Annotated in this window: 22 protein-coding genes; 5 read left to right on the top strand and 17 right to left on the bottom strand. The window is 68.9% G+C overall.

Going from position 1 to position 19,545, the window contains the following annotated elements:
• Positions 1-4: 4 nt before the first annotated feature.
• Complete coding sequence (motA, locus tag IWH25_RS08915; protein ID WP_203388954.1) at positions 5-862, bottom strand: flagellar motor stator protein MotA; 858 nt, start codon at positions 860-862, stop codon at positions 5-7.
• Positions 863-1,087: 225 nt separating this feature from the next.
• Between motA and IWH25_RS08910 the strand changes: the two genes are divergently transcribed.
• Complete coding sequence (locus tag IWH25_RS08910; RefSeq protein ID WP_203389200.1) at positions 1,088-1,639, top strand: NUDIX hydrolase; 552 nt, start codon at positions 1,088-1,090, stop codon at positions 1,637-1,639.
• Here the strand turns inward: IWH25_RS08910 and IWH25_RS08905 are convergent.
• Positions 1,623-2,321: a TonB family protein gene (locus IWH25_RS08905; protein ID WP_203388953.1), complete on the bottom strand. Its 699-nt coding sequence runs from the start codon at positions 2,319-2,321 to the stop codon at positions 1,623-1,625. The genes IWH25_RS08910 and IWH25_RS08905 overlap by 17 nt on opposite strands.
• Before the next feature lie 111 nt (positions 2,322-2,432).
• On the opposite strand from IWH25_RS08905, the gene IWH25_RS08900 reads away from it, so the two are divergent.
• The gene (locus tag IWH25_RS08900; protein WP_203388952.1) at positions 2,433-3,035 is read left to right on the top strand and encodes an HNH endonuclease; all 603 of its coding nucleotides are present in this window, start codon (positions 2,433-2,435) and stop codon (positions 3,033-3,035) included.
• 136 nt (positions 3,036-3,171) lie between these two features.
• The gene (locus IWH25_RS08895; RefSeq protein ID WP_203388951.1) at positions 3,172-3,780 is read left to right on the top strand and encodes a hypothetical protein; all 609 of its coding nucleotides are present in this window, start codon (positions 3,172-3,174) and stop codon (positions 3,778-3,780) included.
• 7 nt (positions 3,781-3,787) lie between these two features.
• On the opposite strand, the gene IWH25_RS08890 is transcribed toward IWH25_RS08895, so the two are convergent.
• The 7 genes from IWH25_RS08890 to IWH25_RS08860 form a co-directional block, all read right to left on the bottom strand.
• Positions 3,788-4,459, bottom strand: coding sequence for a DUF4124 domain-containing protein (locus tag IWH25_RS08890; protein ID WP_203388950.1), 672 nt, complete (start codon positions 4,457-4,459; stop codon positions 3,788-3,790).
• A gap of 86 nt (positions 4,460-4,545) precedes the next feature.
• Positions 4,546-5,262: a Crp/Fnr family transcriptional regulator gene (locus tag IWH25_RS08885; protein ID WP_203388949.1), complete on the bottom strand. Its 717-nt coding sequence runs from the start codon at positions 5,260-5,262 to the stop codon at positions 4,546-4,548.
• Positions 5,263-5,339: 77 nt separating this feature from the next.
• Positions 5,340-6,521 (bottom strand): acetyl-CoA C-acyltransferase family protein, encoded by a 1,182-nt coding sequence (locus IWH25_RS08880; RefSeq protein ID WP_203388948.1) that lies wholly within the window; start codon positions 6,519-6,521, stop codon positions 5,340-5,342.
• A gap of 32 nt (positions 6,522-6,553) precedes the next feature.
• On the bottom strand, positions 6,554-7,483 hold the full coding sequence (locus tag IWH25_RS08875) for a CobD/CbiB family protein (protein ID WP_203388947.1): 930 nt from the start codon (positions 7,481-7,483) through the stop codon (positions 6,554-6,556).
• Positions 7,484-7,634: 151 nt separating this feature from the next.
• Entirely contained in the window at positions 7,635-8,222 is a 588-nt protein-coding gene (locus IWH25_RS08870; RefSeq protein WP_203388946.1) for a CoA pyrophosphatase, read from the bottom strand.
• The gene (locus IWH25_RS08865; RefSeq protein ID WP_203388945.1) at positions 8,219-8,482 is read right to left on the bottom strand and encodes a hypothetical protein; all 264 of its coding nucleotides are present in this window, start codon (positions 8,480-8,482) and stop codon (positions 8,219-8,221) included. Before IWH25_RS08865 ends, IWH25_RS08870 begins: the two co-directional genes overlap by 4 nt.
• Positions 8,483-8,492: 10 nt before the next feature.
• Entirely contained in the window at positions 8,493-9,101 is a 609-nt protein-coding gene (locus IWH25_RS08860) for a retropepsin-like aspartic protease family protein (RefSeq protein WP_238999048.1), read from the bottom strand.
• Between the two features lie 43 nt (positions 9,102-9,144).
• Between IWH25_RS08860 and IWH25_RS08855 the strand changes: the two genes are divergently transcribed.
• A complete protein-coding gene (locus tag IWH25_RS08855; RefSeq protein WP_203388943.1) occupies positions 9,145-9,858 on the top strand; it encodes a type 1 glutamine amidotransferase in 714 nt (237 codons plus the stop codon).
• On the opposite strand, the gene IWH25_RS08850 is transcribed toward IWH25_RS08855, so the two are convergent.
• The 8 genes from IWH25_RS08850 to IWH25_RS08815 form a co-directional block, all read right to left on the bottom strand.
• Positions 9,825-13,277 (bottom strand): EAL domain-containing protein, encoded by a 3,453-nt coding sequence (locus IWH25_RS08850; protein WP_203388942.1) that lies wholly within the window; start codon positions 13,275-13,277, stop codon positions 9,825-9,827. The two genes, IWH25_RS08855 and IWH25_RS08850, sit on opposite strands and share 34 nt — an antisense overlap.
• Complete coding sequence (locus tag IWH25_RS08845) at positions 13,252-14,079, bottom strand: phosphate ABC transporter substrate-binding protein (protein WP_203388941.1); 828 nt, start codon at positions 14,077-14,079, stop codon at positions 13,252-13,254. Before IWH25_RS08845 ends, IWH25_RS08850 begins: the two co-directional genes overlap by 26 nt.
• A 136-nt stretch (positions 14,080-14,215) precedes the next feature.
• Positions 14,216-14,710, bottom strand: coding sequence for a YajQ family cyclic di-GMP-binding protein (locus IWH25_RS08840; RefSeq protein ID WP_203388940.1), 495 nt, complete (start codon positions 14,708-14,710; stop codon positions 14,216-14,218).
• Between the two features lie 13 nt (positions 14,711-14,723).
• Positions 14,724-15,035 carry a pyrimidine/purine nucleoside phosphorylase gene (gene ppnP / locus IWH25_RS08835; RefSeq protein ID WP_203388939.1) on the bottom strand — a complete coding sequence of 104 codons (312 nt, stop codon included), beginning with the start codon at positions 15,033-15,035 and terminating at the stop codon, positions 14,724-14,726.
• 2 nt (positions 15,036-15,037) lie between these two features.
• The gene (locus IWH25_RS08830; protein ID WP_203388938.1) at positions 15,038-15,259 is read right to left on the bottom strand and encodes a DUF2788 domain-containing protein; all 222 of its coding nucleotides are present in this window, start codon (positions 15,257-15,259) and stop codon (positions 15,038-15,040) included.
• Between the two features lie 3 nt (positions 15,260-15,262).
• Positions 15,263-16,495, bottom strand: coding sequence for an argininosuccinate synthase (locus tag IWH25_RS08825; RefSeq protein WP_203388937.1), 1,233 nt, complete (start codon positions 16,493-16,495; stop codon positions 15,263-15,265).
• 19 nt (positions 16,496-16,514) lie between these two features.
• On the bottom strand, positions 16,515-17,438 hold the full coding sequence (gene argF, locus IWH25_RS08820; protein ID WP_203388936.1) for an ornithine carbamoyltransferase: 924 nt from the start codon (positions 17,436-17,438) through the stop codon (positions 16,515-16,517).
• A gap of 10 nt (positions 17,439-17,448) precedes the next feature.
• Positions 17,449-18,621 (bottom strand): aspartate aminotransferase family protein, encoded by a 1,173-nt coding sequence (locus IWH25_RS08815; protein ID WP_203388935.1) that lies wholly within the window; start codon positions 18,619-18,621, stop codon positions 17,449-17,451.
• Positions 18,622-18,779: 158 nt separating this feature from the next.
• Here IWH25_RS08815 and IWH25_RS08810 point away from each other — a divergent pair, with 158 nt between their 5' ends.
• Complete coding sequence (locus IWH25_RS08810) at positions 18,780-19,544, top strand: ParA family protein (RefSeq protein WP_238999047.1); 765 nt, start codon at positions 18,780-18,782, stop codon at positions 19,542-19,544.
• Position 19,545: the final 1 nt, after the last annotated feature.

Here is a 19,545-nt window from a genome sequence, read left to right as displayed (position 1 = left end):
CGGGCTACTTGCCCTTGCGCGCCTTGAGTTCGGTTTCGAGTTCGATGAAGGTCGGGCGCACGCCCGATTCGAGCACCTTGCGCCCGAATTCGACGGCCACCTGCGGCGCGTAGCCCGACATCGACGCCAGCAGCACGACCTTGATGCACTGGTAGATCTTGCCGCTCTCGTGCGCCTTCTGCTCGAGCAGCGTGGCGATCGGCGCGACGAAGCCGTAGGAGATCAGGATACCGAGGAAGGTGCCGACCAGCGCGCCGCCGATCATCTTGCCGAGCACCGCCGGCGGCTGGCCGACCGAGCCCATCACGTTCACCACGCCCATCACGGCGACGACGATACCGAACGCCGGCAGGCCGTCGGCGGTCTTCGCCATCACGTGCCCGGGCACCTCGACCTCGTGGTGGTGGGTCTCGATCTCCATGTCCATCAGGCTCTCGATCTCGACCGTGTTCAGGTTGCCGCCGACCATCATGCGCAGGTAGTCGGTGATGAACTCCATCACGTGGTGGTCGTTCTGCAGCGTCGGGTACTTGCCGAAGATCGGGCTGGCATGCGGGTCCTCGACATCGGCCTCGATCGACATCAGGCCTTCCTTCCGGACCTTGGCGAGGATCTCGTAGAGCATCGCCAGCAGGTCGATGTAGAGCGCCTTGGTGAATTTCGACCCCTTCAGCACCGAGGGCAGCGCGCCGACCGTGCGCTTGATGATCTTGATGTCGTTGCCGGCGAGGAAGCCGCCGACGGTCAGGCCGACGATCGCGACGTATTCGGCGGGCACCCACAGCGCCAGCAGGTTGCCATGCAGCGCATAGGTACCGAGTGACGCCAGCAGGATGACGACATAGCCGATGATGAGAAACATGCTTACCCCTTAAACCCCTGACCGTGCACCCGTCGCAGGCCGGCACGCCCCCGTTTTCGGAGGTCGCGCTATTGTAGCCAGATGCGCACGTTACGAGCAAAAAAGCGCAGCGAAAAGCGGAGCCCGGCCGCGCCACACTCGCGCCACATTTTATGAAGGCGGCAAGGCCCGCGGCGGGCGCCCGCATTCGGGTAAACTTGGCGCATGAGCGGCCAACACCTCCCGATGAACTTCTGCAGCCAATGCGGCGCCCCGGTCGACCTAGCGGTGCCGCCGGGCGACAACGTGCCGCGGCACGTCTGCCGGCGCTGCGGCACGATCCACTATCAAAACCCGCGCATGGTGATCGGCTGCATCGCCGAATGGGAGGGGCGCATCCTGCTCTGCCGGCGCGCGATCGAGCCGCGCCTCGGCCTGTGGACGCTGCCCGCCGGCTTCATGGAGAACAACGAGACGACCGCCCAGGCCGCCGCCCGCGAAACGCTCGAGGAAGCCTGCGCGGAAGTCGAGATCGACCGCCTGTTTGCACTGGTCAACGTACCGCACATCCATCAGGTCCACCTGTTCTACACCGCGCGCCTGATCGGCGGCCGCTTCGGCGCCGGCGCCGAATCGCTGGAAAGCCGCCTGTTCGCCGAAGCGGAGATTCCGTGGCAGGAGATGGCCTTCCGCAGCGTCAGCTTCGCGCTGCGCGCCTGGCTGGACGACCGCCGCCGCGGCGTTTTCGGCCTGCATACCACCGACCTGGCGCCGCCGCCCCCTACTCCTCCAGGCTGAAGCGGACCGGTAGCGGCACGACGAAACTCTGCCCGCGCAGGCTGTCGGGCAACGGCGTCCTCTCGACCGCGCGCGCCAGCATCTGCAGCGCCTGCTCGTCGAGCAGCGCGTGCCCGGACGAGCGCTGCAGCCGCACGCTCGGCGACGGCACGCCGGCCGCCACCGTCACGCCGACCTCGGCCACCCCTTCCCAGCCGCGCGACCGCGCCAGCGCCGGATAGACCCGGAAGCGGCGGGCGGCGACGGCAAGATCGATGCGGTACTGGCGCAGGCCGTCGGCGCTGACCCCGGCCGCCGGCGCCGGAACGGCGACCGCGGCCGGCACCGTCGCAGCCGTGCCTGGCAGAGGCGCAGCGGGCACGGCATCCGCCGCGGCTGGCGTCGCGGCTGCGGCAGGCGCGACGGTCGGCGCGGGCGTTGGCGCCGAGGCCGGCGTCGGGACCGGTAGCGCGACCGGCCGCGGCCGTGCGGCGGCCGGCGGACGGTGTGCCGCCGACGCCGCCGGTACCGACGATGCGGCCGGGAGCGTCGCCGGGCGCGCCGTCACCACCGCCTGCAACGCGACCGGCGCCGCCGGCGGGGCAGGTCGCGGCCAGCCCCAGCCGAACAGGGCCAGCAGGTGCGCAACGAGCGAAACGAGGAAAGCGCCGAACAGAAGGCGCCGGGAGCGGTCTAAAGTCATGATCGGAAGCGCGCAAGGATAACGCAATCGCGACAGCTTGCCGCGATTGGAAAGCCTTCTGTCCTTTGCTAACCTGTCCGCCAGCAATCCCCACCCGGAGGAAGCACAGCGATGCACGCGGAACCCTCGTTCGCCGGCACCGGCCCGAACGGCAGACCCCTGATCCTGGCGGTCGACGTCACCGGCGCCCCGCGCGGCTGGATCACGTGGCAGGATGCCGTCGCCTGCAAGGCGACCGGGCGCGTCGACCGCGAACTCGGCGATTTCCGCTTCACCTTCCACGGCGGCTATTCCCGCCTCACCGGCGAGCGCTCGAGCCTCAGCGTGAGCAGCATCCTCGCGCTGCGCGGCCGCAACCCGCGCGGCTGGCAGCCGCAGTCGCCGGCACTGACCAACCCGCTGCTGTTCCAGCGCGACCGCCACCTGTGCTGCTACTGCGGCAGCCAGAAGCGGCCGGAACTGCTGACCCGCGACCACATCGTGCCGCTCTCGCGCGGCGGTCGCGACCACTGGAAGAACGTCGTCACCGCCTGCAAGCCGTGCAACCAGCGCAAGGGGGCGCGCACGCCGGAGCGCGCCGGCATGATGATGCTCTACGTTCCCTACACGCCGTCCCTCTACGAGGCACTGATCCTGCGCAACCGGCGCATCCTCGTCGACCAGATGGATTTCCTGGTCAGCCTGCTGCCGGCCGATTCCCGGCTGGTCACCTGAGCCGCCAACGCCGGCCCGGGTCTGCACCGACGACGAATTGCGGTAGACTCTGCCCACCTTCCCGCCGGAAACCTTGGAAGCCGGACGCCGACCACGGCGCGCCGCGATTTCCTTCCGCCCCGACAGTCACGGAACGATGAAGCGAACGACACCCCGCCCCCTCCTCGGCGCACTGCTGCTGGCCCTGTCGCTGGGTAGCGTCGGCGCCGCAGCCGCCGACGCGAACGGCCAGCCCCCGGGCAAACGGAGCAGCCGCACCGGCGGCGAGCTGATCCGGGCCGCCGCGGAAGTCGTCGCCGTCGACCATGCAACCCGTACGCTGACGCTCAAGCGCGAGGACGGCAATACGCTGACCGTGGTCGCCGACGGCCGCGTCCGCAACCTTCCCCAGGTCAGCGTCGGCGACATCGTGGTCGCCCAGTATGGTCACGCCCGCGCGCTGTCGCTGAAGAAGCCGGCAGTCGCCCGACACGACGCCGAGAACGCCCCGCCGCCGGTGCGCATGGCCGACGGCCGGGTACGGCGGACGATCGTCGCCGACATCATCGCCATCGACGACCGGACCGGACAGGCGACGCTGAAAAGCACGAAGGGCGAAGTGGTCGACGTCGTCGTCAGCAAGCGCAAGCTGCTGGCGGCGGTGCGCATCGGCGACCAGGTCGAGCTCGAATACACCGACGCCGTCGCCGTCGCCATCAAGCCGGCGGGCAAGGCCGTACCGGCAAGGCGGAGCGCGGCACCCTAGCCCGCCGCTAGCGGTCGAGCCGGCGCCCGGCCGGATGCGCCGGTTCGAGTGCCGGCGCCGGCGGCTGCACCGGAGCCGGTGGCGGCGCCGGTCGCGGCCGCAGCCCGTGCGGCCGCTGCAGGACGGTGACGAAGCGCGTCTGGAAATCGACCGGTGGCGCCGTGAGCAGGGTCTGCCCGCCGGCATCGACGATGCTCGCCTCGAGCACGTGGCGCTGCACGCCGCTCGGCGGAATGTTGCCGAAGAACTCCGGCGGCACCATGATCTCGGTCGCGGTGAAGCGCCCCGGCACCGGCCGGCCGTCCAGACGCAGCGCGAAGGCATGCCCCTGCTCGACGCGCAGCGGCGGATCGACCGCCAGGCGGACCTCGAAGCTCGCATTGTTGGCGGCGACGCTGCCGCCTTCCTCCGGAAACACCACGCGCAGGCTCTGGTACGTGGGGGCCGCCGCCGCCTGACGCTGCCGGCCGCCATCGCGTGCCGGCTCGGCGGCCGCCGCCGGTGCCACCGGTACCGGCTCGACGACGGTCAGCGGCCGCAGTTCGACCGCCCTGGCGCCGGGTGTCGGCCGGTCGGAATAGACCTTGCCCTGCCCGCCTTTCGACTCGTAGACGGTCTGCGCCGGGGCGAGGGCGGACAAGGACAGCGCCAGGATCAGCAGCGGCAAGCGGACGTTCATCGCAGACCTCCTCGGCAGGTGCCGGGCATGGCGGATATTCAGTGTAACGCGCCGCCCGCAGGCGGGATGACCGGGACGCGGCCGGCTTACCAGTCGCAGCCGGCGGGGCAGACGTACTTGGACAGCGCCGGCACGTCGGGAATGAAGATGCCGCCGCGGCGCTTGACGATCAGGCCCTGCTTCTCCAGTTCGTTGAAGGCGCGCGACAGGTGCGAGTCGCTGACGCCGAGGCGCGAGGCGAGCTTGTTGCGCGGCAGCGTGATGTTCAGCGACAGCGAACCGTCGGGGGTGCACGGCGCCTTGTCGAACTGGCAGACCAGGTAGCAGACGAGACGCGCCGCGGCGCTCTTGGTGCAGAAGGTCACCAGGTCCTTCTGCAGGTAGTCGGTGCGCTCGGCGAGGATGCCCATCAGGCGGAACGCAAACGGCCGCGAAGCCGTCAGCCAGTCGCCGATCACCGCCTCCGGCACGTGCAGCACCGCCGCCGGCGTGATCGTACGCGCCGAGTACTGGCAGGGGCGGCCGTTGAACAGCGTTTCCTCGGCGAGAAGGCCGCCGGCGCGGACGAACTCAATGATCTTTTCGCCGCCCTCAGGCGTCGACGCGACCAGTTCGACGGTTCCGTGCGCGACCAGATAGAGCCCCGGACTGATCGCCCCGGCCTTCAGGAACACCGCTTCGTCCGGCAGCGACAGCTGGTGTTCGCGCGCGCGCAGCGCCGCCTCGAACACGCCGTCGAGCGGCAGGCCGCGCAGCAGGGTGCTGGTGCACAGCAGGCTGATGTCGGTATCGCTGAACGCCATGGGGGGCTGACATCCGATCCGTTGCGAAGAAAAAGGCCCGGCGGGATGTCCGGCCGGGCCTTGCCGGTGCTGCTGGCTTAGATGCGCTCGAAGACCGTCGCGATCCCCTGGCCGCCGCCGATGCACATCGTCACCAGCGCGTACTTGCCGCCGGTGCGCTGCAGCTCGTAGATGGCCTTGGTGGCGATGAAGGCGCCCGAGCAGCCGACCGGGTGGCCGAGCGCGATCGCGCCGCCGTTCGGGTTGGTCTTCACCGGGTCGAGGCCGAGGCCCTTGGAGACGGCGATCGCCTGCGCGGCGAAGGCTTCGTTCGACTCGATCACGTCCATCTGGTCGAGGGTCAGGCCGGCACGCTTCAGCGCCAGCTTGGAGGCCGGGATCGGGCCTTCGCCCATGACGTCGTTGGGCACGCCGGCGACGGCGTAGGAGACGAGGCGGGCGATCGGCTTCTGGCCGGCGCGGGCTGCGGCGTCGGCCGCCGCGAGCACGAAGAACGAGGCGCCGTCGTTGATGCCCGAGGCGTTGCCGGCGGTGACCGTGCCGTCCTTCTTGAAGGCCGGCTTCATCTTCGCCAGCGACTCCATCGTCGTCCCGGCCTTCGGGTGCTCGTCGGTGTCGAACACCACCTCACCCTTCCGGGTCTGCTTGACGATCGGCACGATCTGCGACTTGAAGCGGCCTTCGGCGATGGCCGCCGCGGCGCGGCGCTGCGACTCGACGGCGCAAGCGTCCTGCTCCTCGCGCGAGATGTTCCACTTGGTCGCCAGGTTCTCGGCGGTGATGCCCATGTGGCCGACGCCGAACGGATCGGTGAGCACGGCGACCATCATGTCGATCGCCTTGGCGTCGCCCATGCGTGCACCCGAACGCAGCGCCGGCAGCATGTAGCCGCCGCGCGACATGACTTCGACGCCGCCGCCGATGCCGTATTCGCAGTCGCCGAGCATGATCTGCTGGGCGGTGGTGACGATGCCCTGCAGGCCCGACGAGCACAGGCGGTTCACCTGCATCGCCACCGAATCCATCGGCAGGCCGGCCTGGATCGAGGCGACGCGCGGCACGTAGGCGTAGCGCGAATCGGTCGGGATGCAGTTGCCGACGGTGACGTAGTTGATCTGCTGGGGATCGACGCCGGAGCGGACAACCGCTTCCTTCATCACGGTACCGGCGAGTTCGGCCGGCTCGATATCGCTGAGGGAACCTCCGAAGGCACCGATGGCGGAACGGACGGCGCTAAGGACAACGACTTCTTTGCTCATTTTTTACCTCTCCAATCAACTACGGAACTTCATCAACCGCCCACCAGACTGGCAAGCCCCAACAAGAGCAACAACAGCAACCACAGCACGATAGCACGCCAGACCAGGCCGACGGCACTCTGCATGAAATCGACGTCGGCCTCGTCGCCGGTGCCGAGTTCGGCCCGGTCGGCGACTTCGCCGCCCTCTACGACCGGCATGCCCAGGCGCACGCCCAGCGCGCCGGCGCCGCTGGCCAGCACGATGCCCAGCCCGTCGTCCGGCCACTGCGCGGCCTGCGTCCGCCAGCAGTAGACCGCGTCCTCGAAGTCGCCGACGACGGCGAAGGCGGCGGCGGTCGCCCGCAGCGGCAGCCAGTCGATGACGGCGAAGGCCTGCTTCGCGAAACCGCCGAAATCGCCGAAGGCCGGATCCTCGCTGCGCCGCGACCAGTGTTCGGCGAACACCGCCGCCGCCCGGTAGAGGACGGCGCCGCAGGGGCCGGGCAGCAGCACGAACCAGAGCAGGACACCGAAGACGTGGCGGTGCGAGCCGACCAGCGCCGCCTCGATCGACAGCCGCGCGACGTCGCTCGACGACAGGCCGTCGCTCGGGCGGCCGCGCCACTCGGCGAGCAGCTGGCGCGCACGCGGCAGGTCGTCCATGCGCAGCGCGAGCTGGATGTCGGTGTAGTAGTGACTGAACTGACGGAAGCCCATCGTCAGGTACAGGACGAGGACGTTCCAGGCCACCGCCAGCAGCGGGTTCAGCGCAGAGAGCGCGGCGAAGACGCCGCCGGCGGCCAGCACCAGGCCGCCGACGCCGAGCACCCACGCCAGCACGCCCTGTCCGCGCTCGCCGGCGTTGAACATGCCGTCCAGTGTATCGGCCAGCCGCGACAGCGGCTCGAATACGACCCGACGGTAAGGCAGGGGGCGCGCCTGCTCGACGAGCAGGGCGAGAATGAGCGAAACCAGACTCAAGGAGTTATGGCGCGACGGCGCCTCGTTGTTGTCTTCGGCATCGAAGATAACACAATTCCACGGGCTTCCGGCCTTTTCGGATGGCGCAAAGCCCGTGGCTCCGGCGCGGCCGGCGACGGGCCGCGCGCGGGCATGGCGGCCGGGCGGGCGCCTAGGCCGCCAGATGCTCGCAGAGCGACTTGATCATGCCGGCGGTCGCCCCCCAGATGAAATAGTCGCCGTAGGGCATCGCGTAGTACTTGCGCAGGCGGCCGCGCCAGTGCACCTCGTGCTGCTGGTGGTTGGCCGGGTCGACGAGGAAGGCGAGCGGCACCTCGAACACCTCGGCGACCTCGAAGGGATCGGGCGTCAGCGCGAACGGCGGGGTGACGAAGGCGACCACCGGCGTCACGCTGAAGCCGGTGCTGGTCCGGTATTCGGGCAGATAGCCGACGACCTCGACGTGCCGCGGCGCCAGCCCGATCTCCTCCTCGGTCTCGCGCAGTGCGGCATCGAGCACGCTCGGGTCGCCCGGCTCGACGCGCCCGCCGGGAAAGCTGATCTGCCCGGCGTGGTCGCGCAGGTGCGCGGTGCGCTGCGTAAGCAGGACGGTGGGACCGCTGTCGTGGAGGACGATCGGGACCAGTACCGCGGCCGCCGTCAGCGGCTCGGCGCCGAGGCCATCCTCATGCACCGCGGCAGCCGCCCCCGGCTGCTGCGCCAGGCGACCGCGCAGGCGCTCCAGATCGAATCGCGTCATTGCGCCGGCGCAGCCCCCTCTTCCTCGATCTCGGCGTGGACCGAGCGCAGCGCATCCTGCAGGGTTTCGTCGGGCAACTGGTTGATCGTCGTCGCCACCAGATCGGCCGCCTCGACCGCGCCGACCGGCAGGCGCTTGCTGTCGAGGCTGGCGATCAGCGCAGCGGTGGAGCCGACGACGCGCAGAAGGCATTCGCGCTCACCCATGAGCATCTCGACTTCGCGGCGCAGCATGGTGATTTCCTCGTCCCGGTGCGACATGGTGGCCTCCTCAAAACTTCTTCTTCAGGGTCATCGTCGAGCCCTCGTTGCGGATCTCCATCCGCGACAGGAAGCTCATCCCCAACAACGCGACCGGCAGATCGGCCTCGTGCACGATGCCATCGACACCATGCACGACGATCTCGCCAACGCGTACCGTATCCAGCCGCACCTTCCACGCCCGCGCCTGGCCGTTCGCCGTCTGCGCCACGCCCGGCTGGCCCTGTCGCCAGTCGATGCCGATCCGCGTCGCATCGGCGGCGCCGAGCGAGACCATCGTCGCCCCGGTATCGACCAGGAAGCGGACGACCTGCCCGTTGATCGCCCCTTGCGTCACGAAGTGGCCGCGCGCGTCGGCGGCGAGCTTCACTTCCTGGGCAGCGCCCGCGGCGGGCTGCGAGACGACGCTCTGTCCCATGCGCAGCTGCCGCTTCTGCCCGTTCACGTCGAGCACCACCGTTTCGCCGTCGATCGCCAGCACGCGCACGCCCTCGGCGGTCCGCTGCCCGATCGCGACCAGCCGCGGCGCACCGCCGTCGATCACCAGCAGGGCCTTGCCCGGAAAGACGCCGGCGACGCCGACATCGGCGGCGAACGCCGCCAAGGGTAGGCAGAGCATGGCGGCGACCATAGAATACGGCACCCTCATCCATTGCCAAGACATGAAACCGGTTGCCATTTTCCGCCACGCTCCGACCGAAGGTCCGGGTTATTTTGCCACATTCCTCGAGGCCAACGGCGTCCCCTGGCAGCTGTTCGCGATCGACGCCGGCGAGGCCGTGCCGGCGACGCCGGAGGCCTTCAGCGGCCTGGCCTTCATGGGCGGCCCGATGAGCGTGAACGACCCGCTGCCGTGGGTCGAGGCCGAGTGCGCGCTGATCCGCGCCGCGGTCCGCGACGGCGTGCCGGTGATCGGCCACTGCCTCGGCGGCCAGCTGATGGCGAAGGCGCTCGGCGGCAGCGTCGGCCGCAACCCGGTGAAGGAGATCGGCTGGGGCGAAGCTCGCGTCGACGCGAGCGACACGGCAGACACTTGGCTCGGCGACTTCCGCGGCGACGCCACGGTGTTCCAGTGGCACGGCGAGACTTTCACCCTGCCGCCCGGCGCCGTCCGCCTGCTGCACAACGAATGGTGCGCGAACCAGATGTTCGCGCTCGGCCCGCACCTGGCGATGCAATGCCACGTCGAGATGACGCCGGAGATGATCGCGGCGTGGTGCGACAGCTGGCAGGGCGAGGTCGCCGGGCTGCCGGCGCTGCCGCCGCCGGTGCAGACGCCGCGGCAGATGCAGGCGGAGACCGCGCATCGGCTGCCGGCGATGCGCCGGCTGGCGGACCGGCTCTACGCCGTCTGGATCGGTGGATTGAGGCGCTGAACGGCGCCGACGCGGCGGCCTTCGACGTCGAATTGGCGGAAGGCAGCCCGGACCTCCTCGCGCAGGATGTCGTCGCCCCACGGCTTGGTGAGGAATTTGTAGATCGCGCCGCGGTTGACCGCCTCGGTGACGGTTTCCAGATCGGTATAGCCTGAAAGCACGATGCGCACCGTGTCCGGGTGGAGGTCGCGGACGCGGGAGAGGAACTCGGTGCCGTTCATTTCCGGCATGCGCTGATCGGCAAGGATCACCTGTACCTCGTTGCGGGCGAGCAGTTCCAGTCCCTCGCGTGCGCTGCCGGCGCAGATGATCTCGTAGCCGTCGCGGCGCAGCAGTCGCACCAGCGACTTCAGGATGTTTTCCTCGTCGTCGACCAGCAGCAGCGTCTGTCGTCCGTCGGCAAGCGCCGGCAGATCGAGGCGCCGCCCGCTGCGCAGAAGTTGCGCGAAGTCGTCGGCCGGCAGCGGCCGGCTGAAGTGGTAGCCCTGCATTTCGTCGCAACGGTGCCGGCGCAGATAGCCGAGTTGCCCGTCGTTCTCGACGCCCTCGGCGGTCACCGCCAGCTTCAGGTTGTGCGCCAACCCGATCACCGCGACGCAGATGGCGGCATCGTCGGGGTCGCTGGCGATATCGCGGACGAAGGACTGGTCGATCTTGAGGCGGTCGATCGGCAGCCGCTTCAGGTAGGCGAGCGAGGAATAGCCGGTACCGAAATCGTCGAGCGCCAGCTTGACGCCGACCGACTTCAGCCGGTGCAAGGTCGCGACGGCTGCTTCGACGTCGTGCATCAGCGCGCCTTCGGTGACTTCCAGTTCGAGCAGGGCGGGATCCAGCCGGTTCGCTCGCAGCGCTTGGGCGACCTGGTCGACCAGATGTTCGACGCGGAACTGGCGCGCCGACAGGTTGGCCGCCACGGTCGGCGGCCGCAAGCCGGCGTCGAGCCAGGCGCGCAGCTGCCGACAGACGGCCTCGATCACCCATTCGCCGAGCGGCTGGATCAGCCCGGTGTCCTCGGCGAGAGGAATGAATTCCGCCGGCGAAACCGTGCCGCGCGCGGGATGCTGCCAGCGCAGCAGCGCTTCGGCGCCGACCAGGTCACCGTTGATCAGGCTCATTTTCGGCTGGAAGTGCAGCAGCAATTCGTCGCGCTCGATCGCCCGCCGCAGGTCGGCCTCGAGCGCCAGGCGCCGTGCGGCGCGTTCGTTCATTTCCGGCGCATAGAAACGGAATTCGCCGCCCCCCTGCAACTTGGCATCGCCCAGCGCGGCGCCGGCGTTCGTCAGCAGCGCTTCGACCTCGTCGCCATCGCGCGGGTGGAGGCCGATACCGAGGCTGGCGCCGAGCGACAGTTCACGCCCATCGACCATCAACGGCGAGAGCACTGCGGCGAGCAGTTTGCGCGCCAGCGGCAACACCTCCTCGGGCTGCGCCAGGCCACCGATCGCGACCGCGAATTCGTCGCCCGCCAGGCGCGCGATGCTGTCCGTCTCGCGCAGCGCGCCGGCAAGGCGTTCGCCGACGGCGCGCAACACCGCATCACCAGCCGCCTGGCCAAGGCTGTCGTTGACGGCCTTGAAGCGGTCCAGCCCGACCAGCAGCACGGCGACCAGCCGGCCGTCGCGCTGCGCCTGCGCCACCGCCTGCTGCAGCCGGTCGCAAAACAGGTTGCGGTTGGGCAGCCCGGTCAGCACGTCGAAATTGGTGCGGTAATCGAGTTCGCGCTCGGCGCGCGCGCGGGCCGCGGCCTCGCGCAGGCTGGCCACGCCGTAGGCGAGGTCGTCGGCCAGCTCCTGCAGCAGGCCGATTTCGGCGGCGTCGAAGGCGTCCTCGTCGCCGGAATAGATGCTGAGCGTGCCGAGTGTTCCCTGGCGGCTGCGCAGCGGCAGGGCCGCACAGGAGGCGAGGCCGCGGGCAAGCGCGTCGTCGCGCCAGAAGGCGAAGGCCGGATCGCTGGCGATGAAGCGCGCCACCGCCGGGCGTCCGTCGCGGATGGCAACCCCGCCGACGCCGTGCCGCGCTGCATCGTCGCCCCAACTCAAGCCGAGTGCGTCGATATAGTCGCGGTCGCTGCCGGCGTGGGCGACCGGCTCGATGCTGCGCGCGGCATCGTGGCGCGCGAAGCCGACCCAGGCCAGACGGTAGCCGCCGATGTCGACGATCTGCCGACACACCGCGGCGAGCAGCTCGGCCTCGTCCGTCGCCCGCACCAGCGTCTCGTTGCACTGGCTCAGCAGGCGCAGCGTACGGTTGCTGCGGCGCAGCTCCTCGCTGCGGACCGCCTCGGCCCCTCGCGCCGTCTGCAGCGCTTCGGCCATATGGTTGAGCGCGGCGACGACAACGCCGAACTCCGAGCCCTCGGCCGGCCGCAGGCGCGCCGCGAGATCGCCGCCGGCCAGCCGGCCGGCGAAAGCGACGCAATCGCGCAAGGCGCGGTCGACGCTGCGCACGATGAACACCGCCACCGTCGCCCCCAGTGCGATCGCCGCCAGCACCGCCGCCAGCACTGCGGCGGCAGTGGCGCGGCCGAGCCCGCCCAAACGCTCGCGGGTCTCCGCTGCCGCCCGGTCGGCGCGCACGCGCAGGCTGTCGAGTGCCGGCTCGACGCCTTGCACCACACGGAGATAGCCGGCGCTGGCGGTCTCGATCTCGGCGTCGGCGGCGACATAGCGGCCGAACAGCCCGCGGTATTCGTCGACCAGGCGCAGCAACTCGGCCTTCGGCGCCGCTGCCAGCGGCGCCTGCGCCAGCTCCTTGCGAAAGCGCGCGGAATCACGCAGAAAGGCCTCCGCGTCGCGCGACAGGCCGCGCCGCAGGAAATCCTTTTCCCAGCGGCGCAAGGACAGCAGCCCGCTCCGCAGCCGTTCCGGCGCCCCATGCGCAAGCAGCGCCTCGATGGCGTGGGCGCGCCGGCGGAACTGTCCCTCGAGCCCCGAATCGCGCCGCCCGAGCTCGCCGTGCAGCTCGACCACACGCAGGAAGCCGCTTTCGTAGCGGGCGATGGCATCCTCGATCGCCCGGGTCTCGGCCACCACGTCGGCGTCCACGGCCACGGCGCGCAGCGCCGCCAGGTTGTCGCGCACCGCGGCGAGCTGGATCTGCAGCAGCGTCAGATAGCGCGAGCGCGCCTCCTCGTAGCCGAACTCGCGCACTTTCAGCAGGAAGTCCTTTTCGGCGCGGCGCGCCTTGAACATCGCCGCGTTGCTGGCGAGGCACAGTTCGGCGATCCGTTTGTCGCGGTCGAGGAAGGTGTCGACCGCGTCGAGCGCAAAGCGATGACTGACCAGCGCCACCGCACCGACTGCCAGTGTCAGCGCGATCAGCGCCGCAAAACCGATCGCCAGCCGCGCGCGCAGCGTGCGCCGGTCGAACCATCGCGGCGCCTCGGGCGCGGCTTCAGTCGAGGTAGGGGACGAAGTCATGGGCGACGATCAGATCGGCGACGGCCGGCGACAGGGCGTACTCGATGAAGGCCTTGGCCGGCCCAGTCGGCCGCCCGCGCGTGACCAGCGTCAGCGCGCGAGCGATCGGGTAGTCGCCGCTGCGGATGCTGCGCGCGCTGGCGACGACACCGCCCGCCGGCAGCAGCTTGAGCGGATGACCGGCCGCGGCCTTGCGTTCGGCCTCGCCGAGCGACATGTAGAGGATGGCGTCGGGATTCTCGCGGATGAGCCGGAGGCGTGTCGGGTTGTCGCCGACCACCTGCCGCGCCCGGATGTCGCCGTAGGCGATCCCGTAGTGCTGGGTAAACAGCTCGCTCGAACTGCGCCCGGCTTCGGCCTTGGCGACGTAGATCGGTGCGTCGCGGCCGCCGACCTGTTTCCAGTTGGCAAGCCGGCCGGTGAAGATGTCGACCACCTGGCGGTCGCTCAGCGCCGCCACCGGGTTGCTCTTGTGCACCACCAGCGCGATGCCGTCGCGCGCGATCGGGATCGCCTGCAAGTCCTTGTCCGCATCGCCGAGCGCGCGCGAAACCATGCCGATGTCGGCCTGGCCGCTGCGCGCATCGGCCAGCCCGCGGCCGGAGCCGCCCATCTCGACGTCGATGCGCAGGCCGGGGTGCAGCGCCTGGAAGCGCTTGGCGATCGCGCCGACCAGCGGCGCCATCGTGCCCGAACCGACGATCAGCAGGCGGCCGGTCGACGGGGCTGCGCCCGCCGTCGCCGAGCAACAGGCCATCAGCGCGCCGAGCATTGCCGGCAGCAATCGTTTCCAGCCCCCCATGAGCCCTCCCTTGCCTGTCATCGAGAGCGATTATAGGCGGCCGGCATGGCTCTTTGTAAGCCGACGACATACCAAAAAAAAAACGGCGGGTCGCCCCGCCGTTCGTTCGCTGCCCGCGCCCGGCGGGCGATCGGGCTCAGTCGCGGAAGTTGCCGTACTTGATCGGGAAGTCGGTGATCGTCTTGGTGACCAGCGCGATCGCCGACTGCAGGTCGTCGCGCTTGGCGCCGGAAACACGCACCGCGTCGCCCTGGATCGCCGCCTGCACCTTCAGCTTCGAGTCCTTGATCAGCTTGACGATCTTCTTGGCGAGCTCGGACTCGATGCCGATCTTGATCTTCAGCTCCTGCTTCACCTTGTTGCCGGAGATCTTCTGCACGGCCTGATGGTCGAGGCGCTTGACGCTTTCCTTCTCCCTCTTCTCCATCGCCGGGAAGAGGATGTCCTTGATCTGGTCGAGCTGGAAGTCGGAGTCGCCGAACAGCGTGATCACCTTCTCCTTCTCGTTCAGCTCGACCTTGGCCGAGGTGCCCTTGAAGTCGTAGCGGGCGTCGATCTGGCGACCGACGACGTCGATCGCGTTCTTCAGCGCGACCATGTCGGCTTCGGAAGAGAAATCGAACGACGGCATGGCGCCCTCCCGCTCAGCCGAAGTAGCAGACGTAGTGGTAGGGCTCGTCGCAGGCGATCTCGAACGACGAGTTGCCCGGCACCTTGAACGACTGGCCTTCGCCGTAGGTCTTCCACTCGCTCTCGCCCTTAAGTTTGACGCGGCACGAGCCGCCGACGCCTTCCATCACTTCCGGCACGCCGGTGTTGAAGGTCAGCGACGACGGCAGGATCACGCCGACGGTCTTCTTGCTGCCGTCGGCCATCAGAACCGTGTGGCTGACGCACTTGCCGTCGAAATAGACGTTGGCCTTCTTGAGCACGGATACGTTATCGAATTGCGACATTTTCAGATCCCCCAAATTTTCTGGATGACAGCCTTGGCGATGAAGCCCAGCATGCCGAAGGCCAGCACGAAGAACAGCACCAGCGTGCCGGTCTTGCCCGCCTTCGACTTCCAGGCGATCTCGCCGATGATGAACAACATGAAGAGCATGAAGGCGCCGACCCCGAAGGTGACGCCGAATTCGGCAACCTGTTCCTCGGTGAAGCCGAACAGCGTGCCCTGCATCGATCAGCCCTTCTTCTTCGCCGCCAGGTTGGCGGCGATGCGCATGCGCAGCGCGTTCAGCTTGATGAAGCCGCCCGCGTCCTTCTGGTCGTAGGCGCCGGCATCGTCCTCGAAGGTGGCGATGGTCGGGTCGAACAGCGAATCGGTCTTCGAGTCGCGGCCGGTGACGATCACGTTGCCCTTGTACAGCTTGACGCGCACCCAGCCGTTGACGGTCTGCTGCGTGTGGTCGATCAGCGCCTGCAGCGCGCGGCGCTCCGGGCTCCACCAGTAGCCGTTGTAGATCAGGCTGGCGTAGCGCGGCATCAGGTCGTCCTTGAGGTGCGCGACTTCGCGGTCGAGCGTGACCGACTCGATGGCGCGGTGCGCCCTGAGCAGGATCGTGCCGCCCGGGGTTTCGTAGCAGCCGCGCGACTTCATGCCGACGTAGCGGTTCTCGACCAGGTCGAGGCGGCCGATGCCGTGCTTGCCGCCGAGCTGGTTCAGCGTCGCCAGCAGCTCGTGCGCCGGCATGCGCTGGCCGTTGATCGACACCAGGTCGCCCTGCTCGAACTCGAGGTCGAGGTATTCGGCGGCATCCGGCGCCGCTTCCGGCGACACCGTCCACCGCCACATCGACTCCTCGGCCTCGGCGGCCGGGTTCTCGAGGTGGCGGCCTTCGTAGCTGATGTGCAGCAGGTTGGCGTCCATCGAATACGGCGAGCCGCCCTGCTTGTGCTTCATCTCGACCGGGATGCCGTGCTTCTCGGCGTAGGCCAGCAGCTTCTCGCGCGACAGCAGGTCCCACTCGCGCCACGGCGCGATGATCTTGATGCCCGGCTTCAGCGCGTAGGCGCCGAGCTCGAAGCGCACCTGGTCGTTACCCTTGCCGGTGGCACCGTGCGAGATGGCGTCGGCCTGCGTCAGGTTGGTGATCTCGATCAGGCGCTTGGCGATCAGCGGCCGGGCGATCGAGGTGCCGAGCAGGTACTCGCCCTCGTAGACGGTGTTGGCGCGGAACATCGGGAAGACGAAGTCACGCACGAACTCCTCGCGCAGGTCGTCGATGAAGATGTTCTCCGGCTTGATGCCGAACTTCAGCGCCTTGGCGCGCGCCGGCTCGAGCTCCTCGCCCTGGCCGAGGTCGGCGGTGAAGGTGACCACCTCGCACTGGTAGGTGTCCTGCAGCCACTTGAGGATGACCGAGGTGTCGAGGCCGCCCGAATAGGCGAGTACTGCGCGCTTGATGTCGCTCATGATCTTTCCCTACGGATGATTAACTGTTGACGCGGCCGAGGAGCAGGTACTCCATCAGCGCCTTCTGCACGTGCAGGCGGTTCTCCGCCTCGTCCCAGACCACGCTCTGCGGGCCGTCGATGACCTCGGCCGAGACTTCCTCGCCGCGGTGCGCCGGCAGGCAATGCATGAACACCGCGTCCTTGCCCGCGGCGCGCATCATGTCGGCGTCGACCTGCCAGTCGGCGAAGGCGCGCAGGCGCTCCTCGTTCTCGGCCTCGAAGCCCATCGAGGTCCACACGTCGGTGGTGACGAGGTCGGCGCCCTTCGCCGCCTCCATCGGGTCGGCGAACTGCTCGAAATGGTCGGTGCCGTAGAGGCCGGCGCGCTCCGGCTCGACCTCGTAGCCCGGCGGCGTCGACACATGCACGTTGAAGTCGAGCACTTCGGCGGCCTGCAGCCAGGTGTTGCAGACGTTGTTCGAGTCGCCGATCCAGGCCACCGTCTTGCCCTGGATCGAACCGCGATGCTCGATGAAGGTGAAGATGTCGGCCATGATCTGGCACGGGTGGTACTCGTTGGTCAGGCCGTTGATCACCGGCACGCGCGAATTCGCGGCGAAGCGCTCGATGATCTCCTGCTCGAAGGTGCGGATCATGACGATGTCGCTCATCCGCGAGATCACCTGCGCCGCGTCCTCGACCGGCTCGCCGCGGCCGAGCTGCGAGTCGCGCGTGTTGAGGTAGATCGCCGAGCCGCCGAGCTGCTGCATGCCGGCCTCGAACGACAGGCGGGTGCGCGTGCTGGCCTTCTCGAAGATCATCACCAGCGTGCGGTCGGTCAGCGGCCAGTACTGCTGGTAGGCCTTGAACTTCTCCTTGATCCGGCGCGTGCGGGCGAACAGGTAGTCGTAGTCGTCGCGCGAGAAATCCTTGAACTGCAGGTAGTGCTTGACCTGGGCCATGGCCGACTCCTTACGCCGCGAGGAAGGCGCGGATCAGCGCCGCCAGGCGCTCGACGAGTTCCTTCGCCTCGGCGTCGGAGAACACCAGCGCCGGCAGCAGGCGCACCACCTTGTCGGCAGTGACGTTGATCAGCAGGCCGGCGTCGAGGCCGCGGGTCACCAGCTCGCCGCACGGGCGGTCGAGCTCGATGCCGATCATCAGCCCCTGGCCGCGGATGTCGACGACGCCGGCGACGCCGGCCAGCGCCTCCGCGAGGCCCTGGCGGATCGCCGCGCCGACCGTCTCGGCGCGCGCCAGCAGGCCGTCCTGCTCGATCGTCGACAGCGTCGTCAGCGCCGCCGTGCAGGCGAGCGGGTTGCCGCCGAAGGTCGAACCGTGGTTGCCCGGGCCGAACAGGCCGGCCGCCTTGCCGGCGGCCAGGCAGGCACCGATCGGCACGCCCGAGCCGAGGCCCTTGGCCAGCGTCATCACGTCGGGCAGCACGCCGGCGTGCTGGAAGCCGAACCATTTTCCGGTGCGCGCCATGCCGCACTGCACCTCGTCGCAGATCAGCAGCCAGCCCTTGTCGTCGCACAGCTGGCGCAGGCCGCGCTGGAACTCGAGCGAGGCGATGTTGATGCCGCCCTCGCCCTGGACCATCTCCAGCATCACGGCGACGACGTTGTGGTTGTGTTCGGCGACGGCGCGGATCGCGTCGAGGTCGTTGTACGGCACGCGCACGAAGCCGGCGACGAGCGGCTCGAAGCCGGCCTGCGCCTTGCGGTTGCCGGTCGCCGACAGCGTCGCCAGCGTGCGGCCGTGGAAGGCCTTCTCCATGACGATGATCGCCGGGTTGTCGACGCCCTGGCGATGGCCGTAGAAGCGCGCCAGCTTGATCGCGGCCTCGTTCGCCTCGCAGCCGGAGTTGCAGAAGAAGACCTCCGACATGCCGGAGAGCGCGCACAGGCGGTCGGCCAGATGCTCCTGTTCGCGGATACCGTAGAGGTTCGACACGTGCAGCAGGCGCCCGGCCTGCTCGGCGATCGCCTTGACCAGCGCCGGATGCTTGTGCCCGAGCGTGTTCACGGCGATGCCGGACAGCGCATCGAGATAGGTCTTGCCGTTGATATCGGTGACGCGGTTGCCTTCGCCGTGGCTGAACGTAACGGGAAGACGTGCGTAGGTTTGCATCAAATGCGACATAATGAGCCTGCCTTTTTACGAGGCCAAAAACTGAAACGGCGGCTGGCGCCGCCGGGTCACTCGGCACGGCGGAAACACCGCGGCGCCGGTCTTGCAAGGGGTGGAATGTTAAGGGAAAAATAGCGCCTTGTATATACGACGGGGCGCCGGGAGCCTTGATGCGCATCGCGGTATTCAATCAGAAGGGCGGCGTCGGCAAGACCACCACCGCACTCAATCTTGCGGCCGCCGTCAGCCGCGACGGCGGCGCCCCGCTCCTCGTCGACCTCGACCCGCAATGCCACCTTTCGGGGGTCTTCGGCGCGCCGCCGCAGGACTCGCAGCAAAGCCTGTTCGCCTTCTACCAGGACCTGAGGACGCTGGACGAGCTCGAGCTCGACTGGCAGGGACTGGGGACGCTGATCCCCTCGCACCAGCAGCTGATCAAGGTCGACTCGATCTTCGGCAAGGGCCCGGCCATCCTCAACAAGCTGCGCGTCGGTTTTGACGCGCTGGAAAGCAGGACTCCCGGGCGCACGCTGTTTCTCGACTGCTGCCCCTACGTCGGCGTGCTATCGCTGAACGCGCTGTTCGCCTGCGACTACCTGCTGGTGCCGGTATCCACCGACTACCTGTCGCTGAAGGCGGCGGAGCAGATGACGCGGACGCTCGAAATCCTCGAACCGGTACTGAAGCGCCGCGTCCAGCGACGCTACGTGCTGACCCGCTTCGACCGTCGCCGGCGGATGAGCCAGGACGTGCGCGACCGGCTGACCGCGCTGTACGGCATGGAAGTGTGCGAGACGGTGATCGGCGAGAACGTCGCGGTCGCGGAAAGCCCGTCGCTGCAGCGCGACGTCTTCGCGCACAGCGCTGCCAGCAGCGGCGCCAAGGACTACCTCGCGCTCTACGAGGAACTGAAGGAGCAGGGCTTCTTCCGCTAGC

The sequence above is a fragment of the Azospira restricta genome (genome assembly GCF_016858125.1).
GTDB lineage: Bacteria > Pseudomonadota > Gammaproteobacteria > Burkholderiales > Rhodocyclaceae > Proximibacter > Proximibacter restrictus.
Note: the sequence above shows the minus strand (reverse complement) of the source record. Positions and strands in the feature narration are given on the sequence as shown.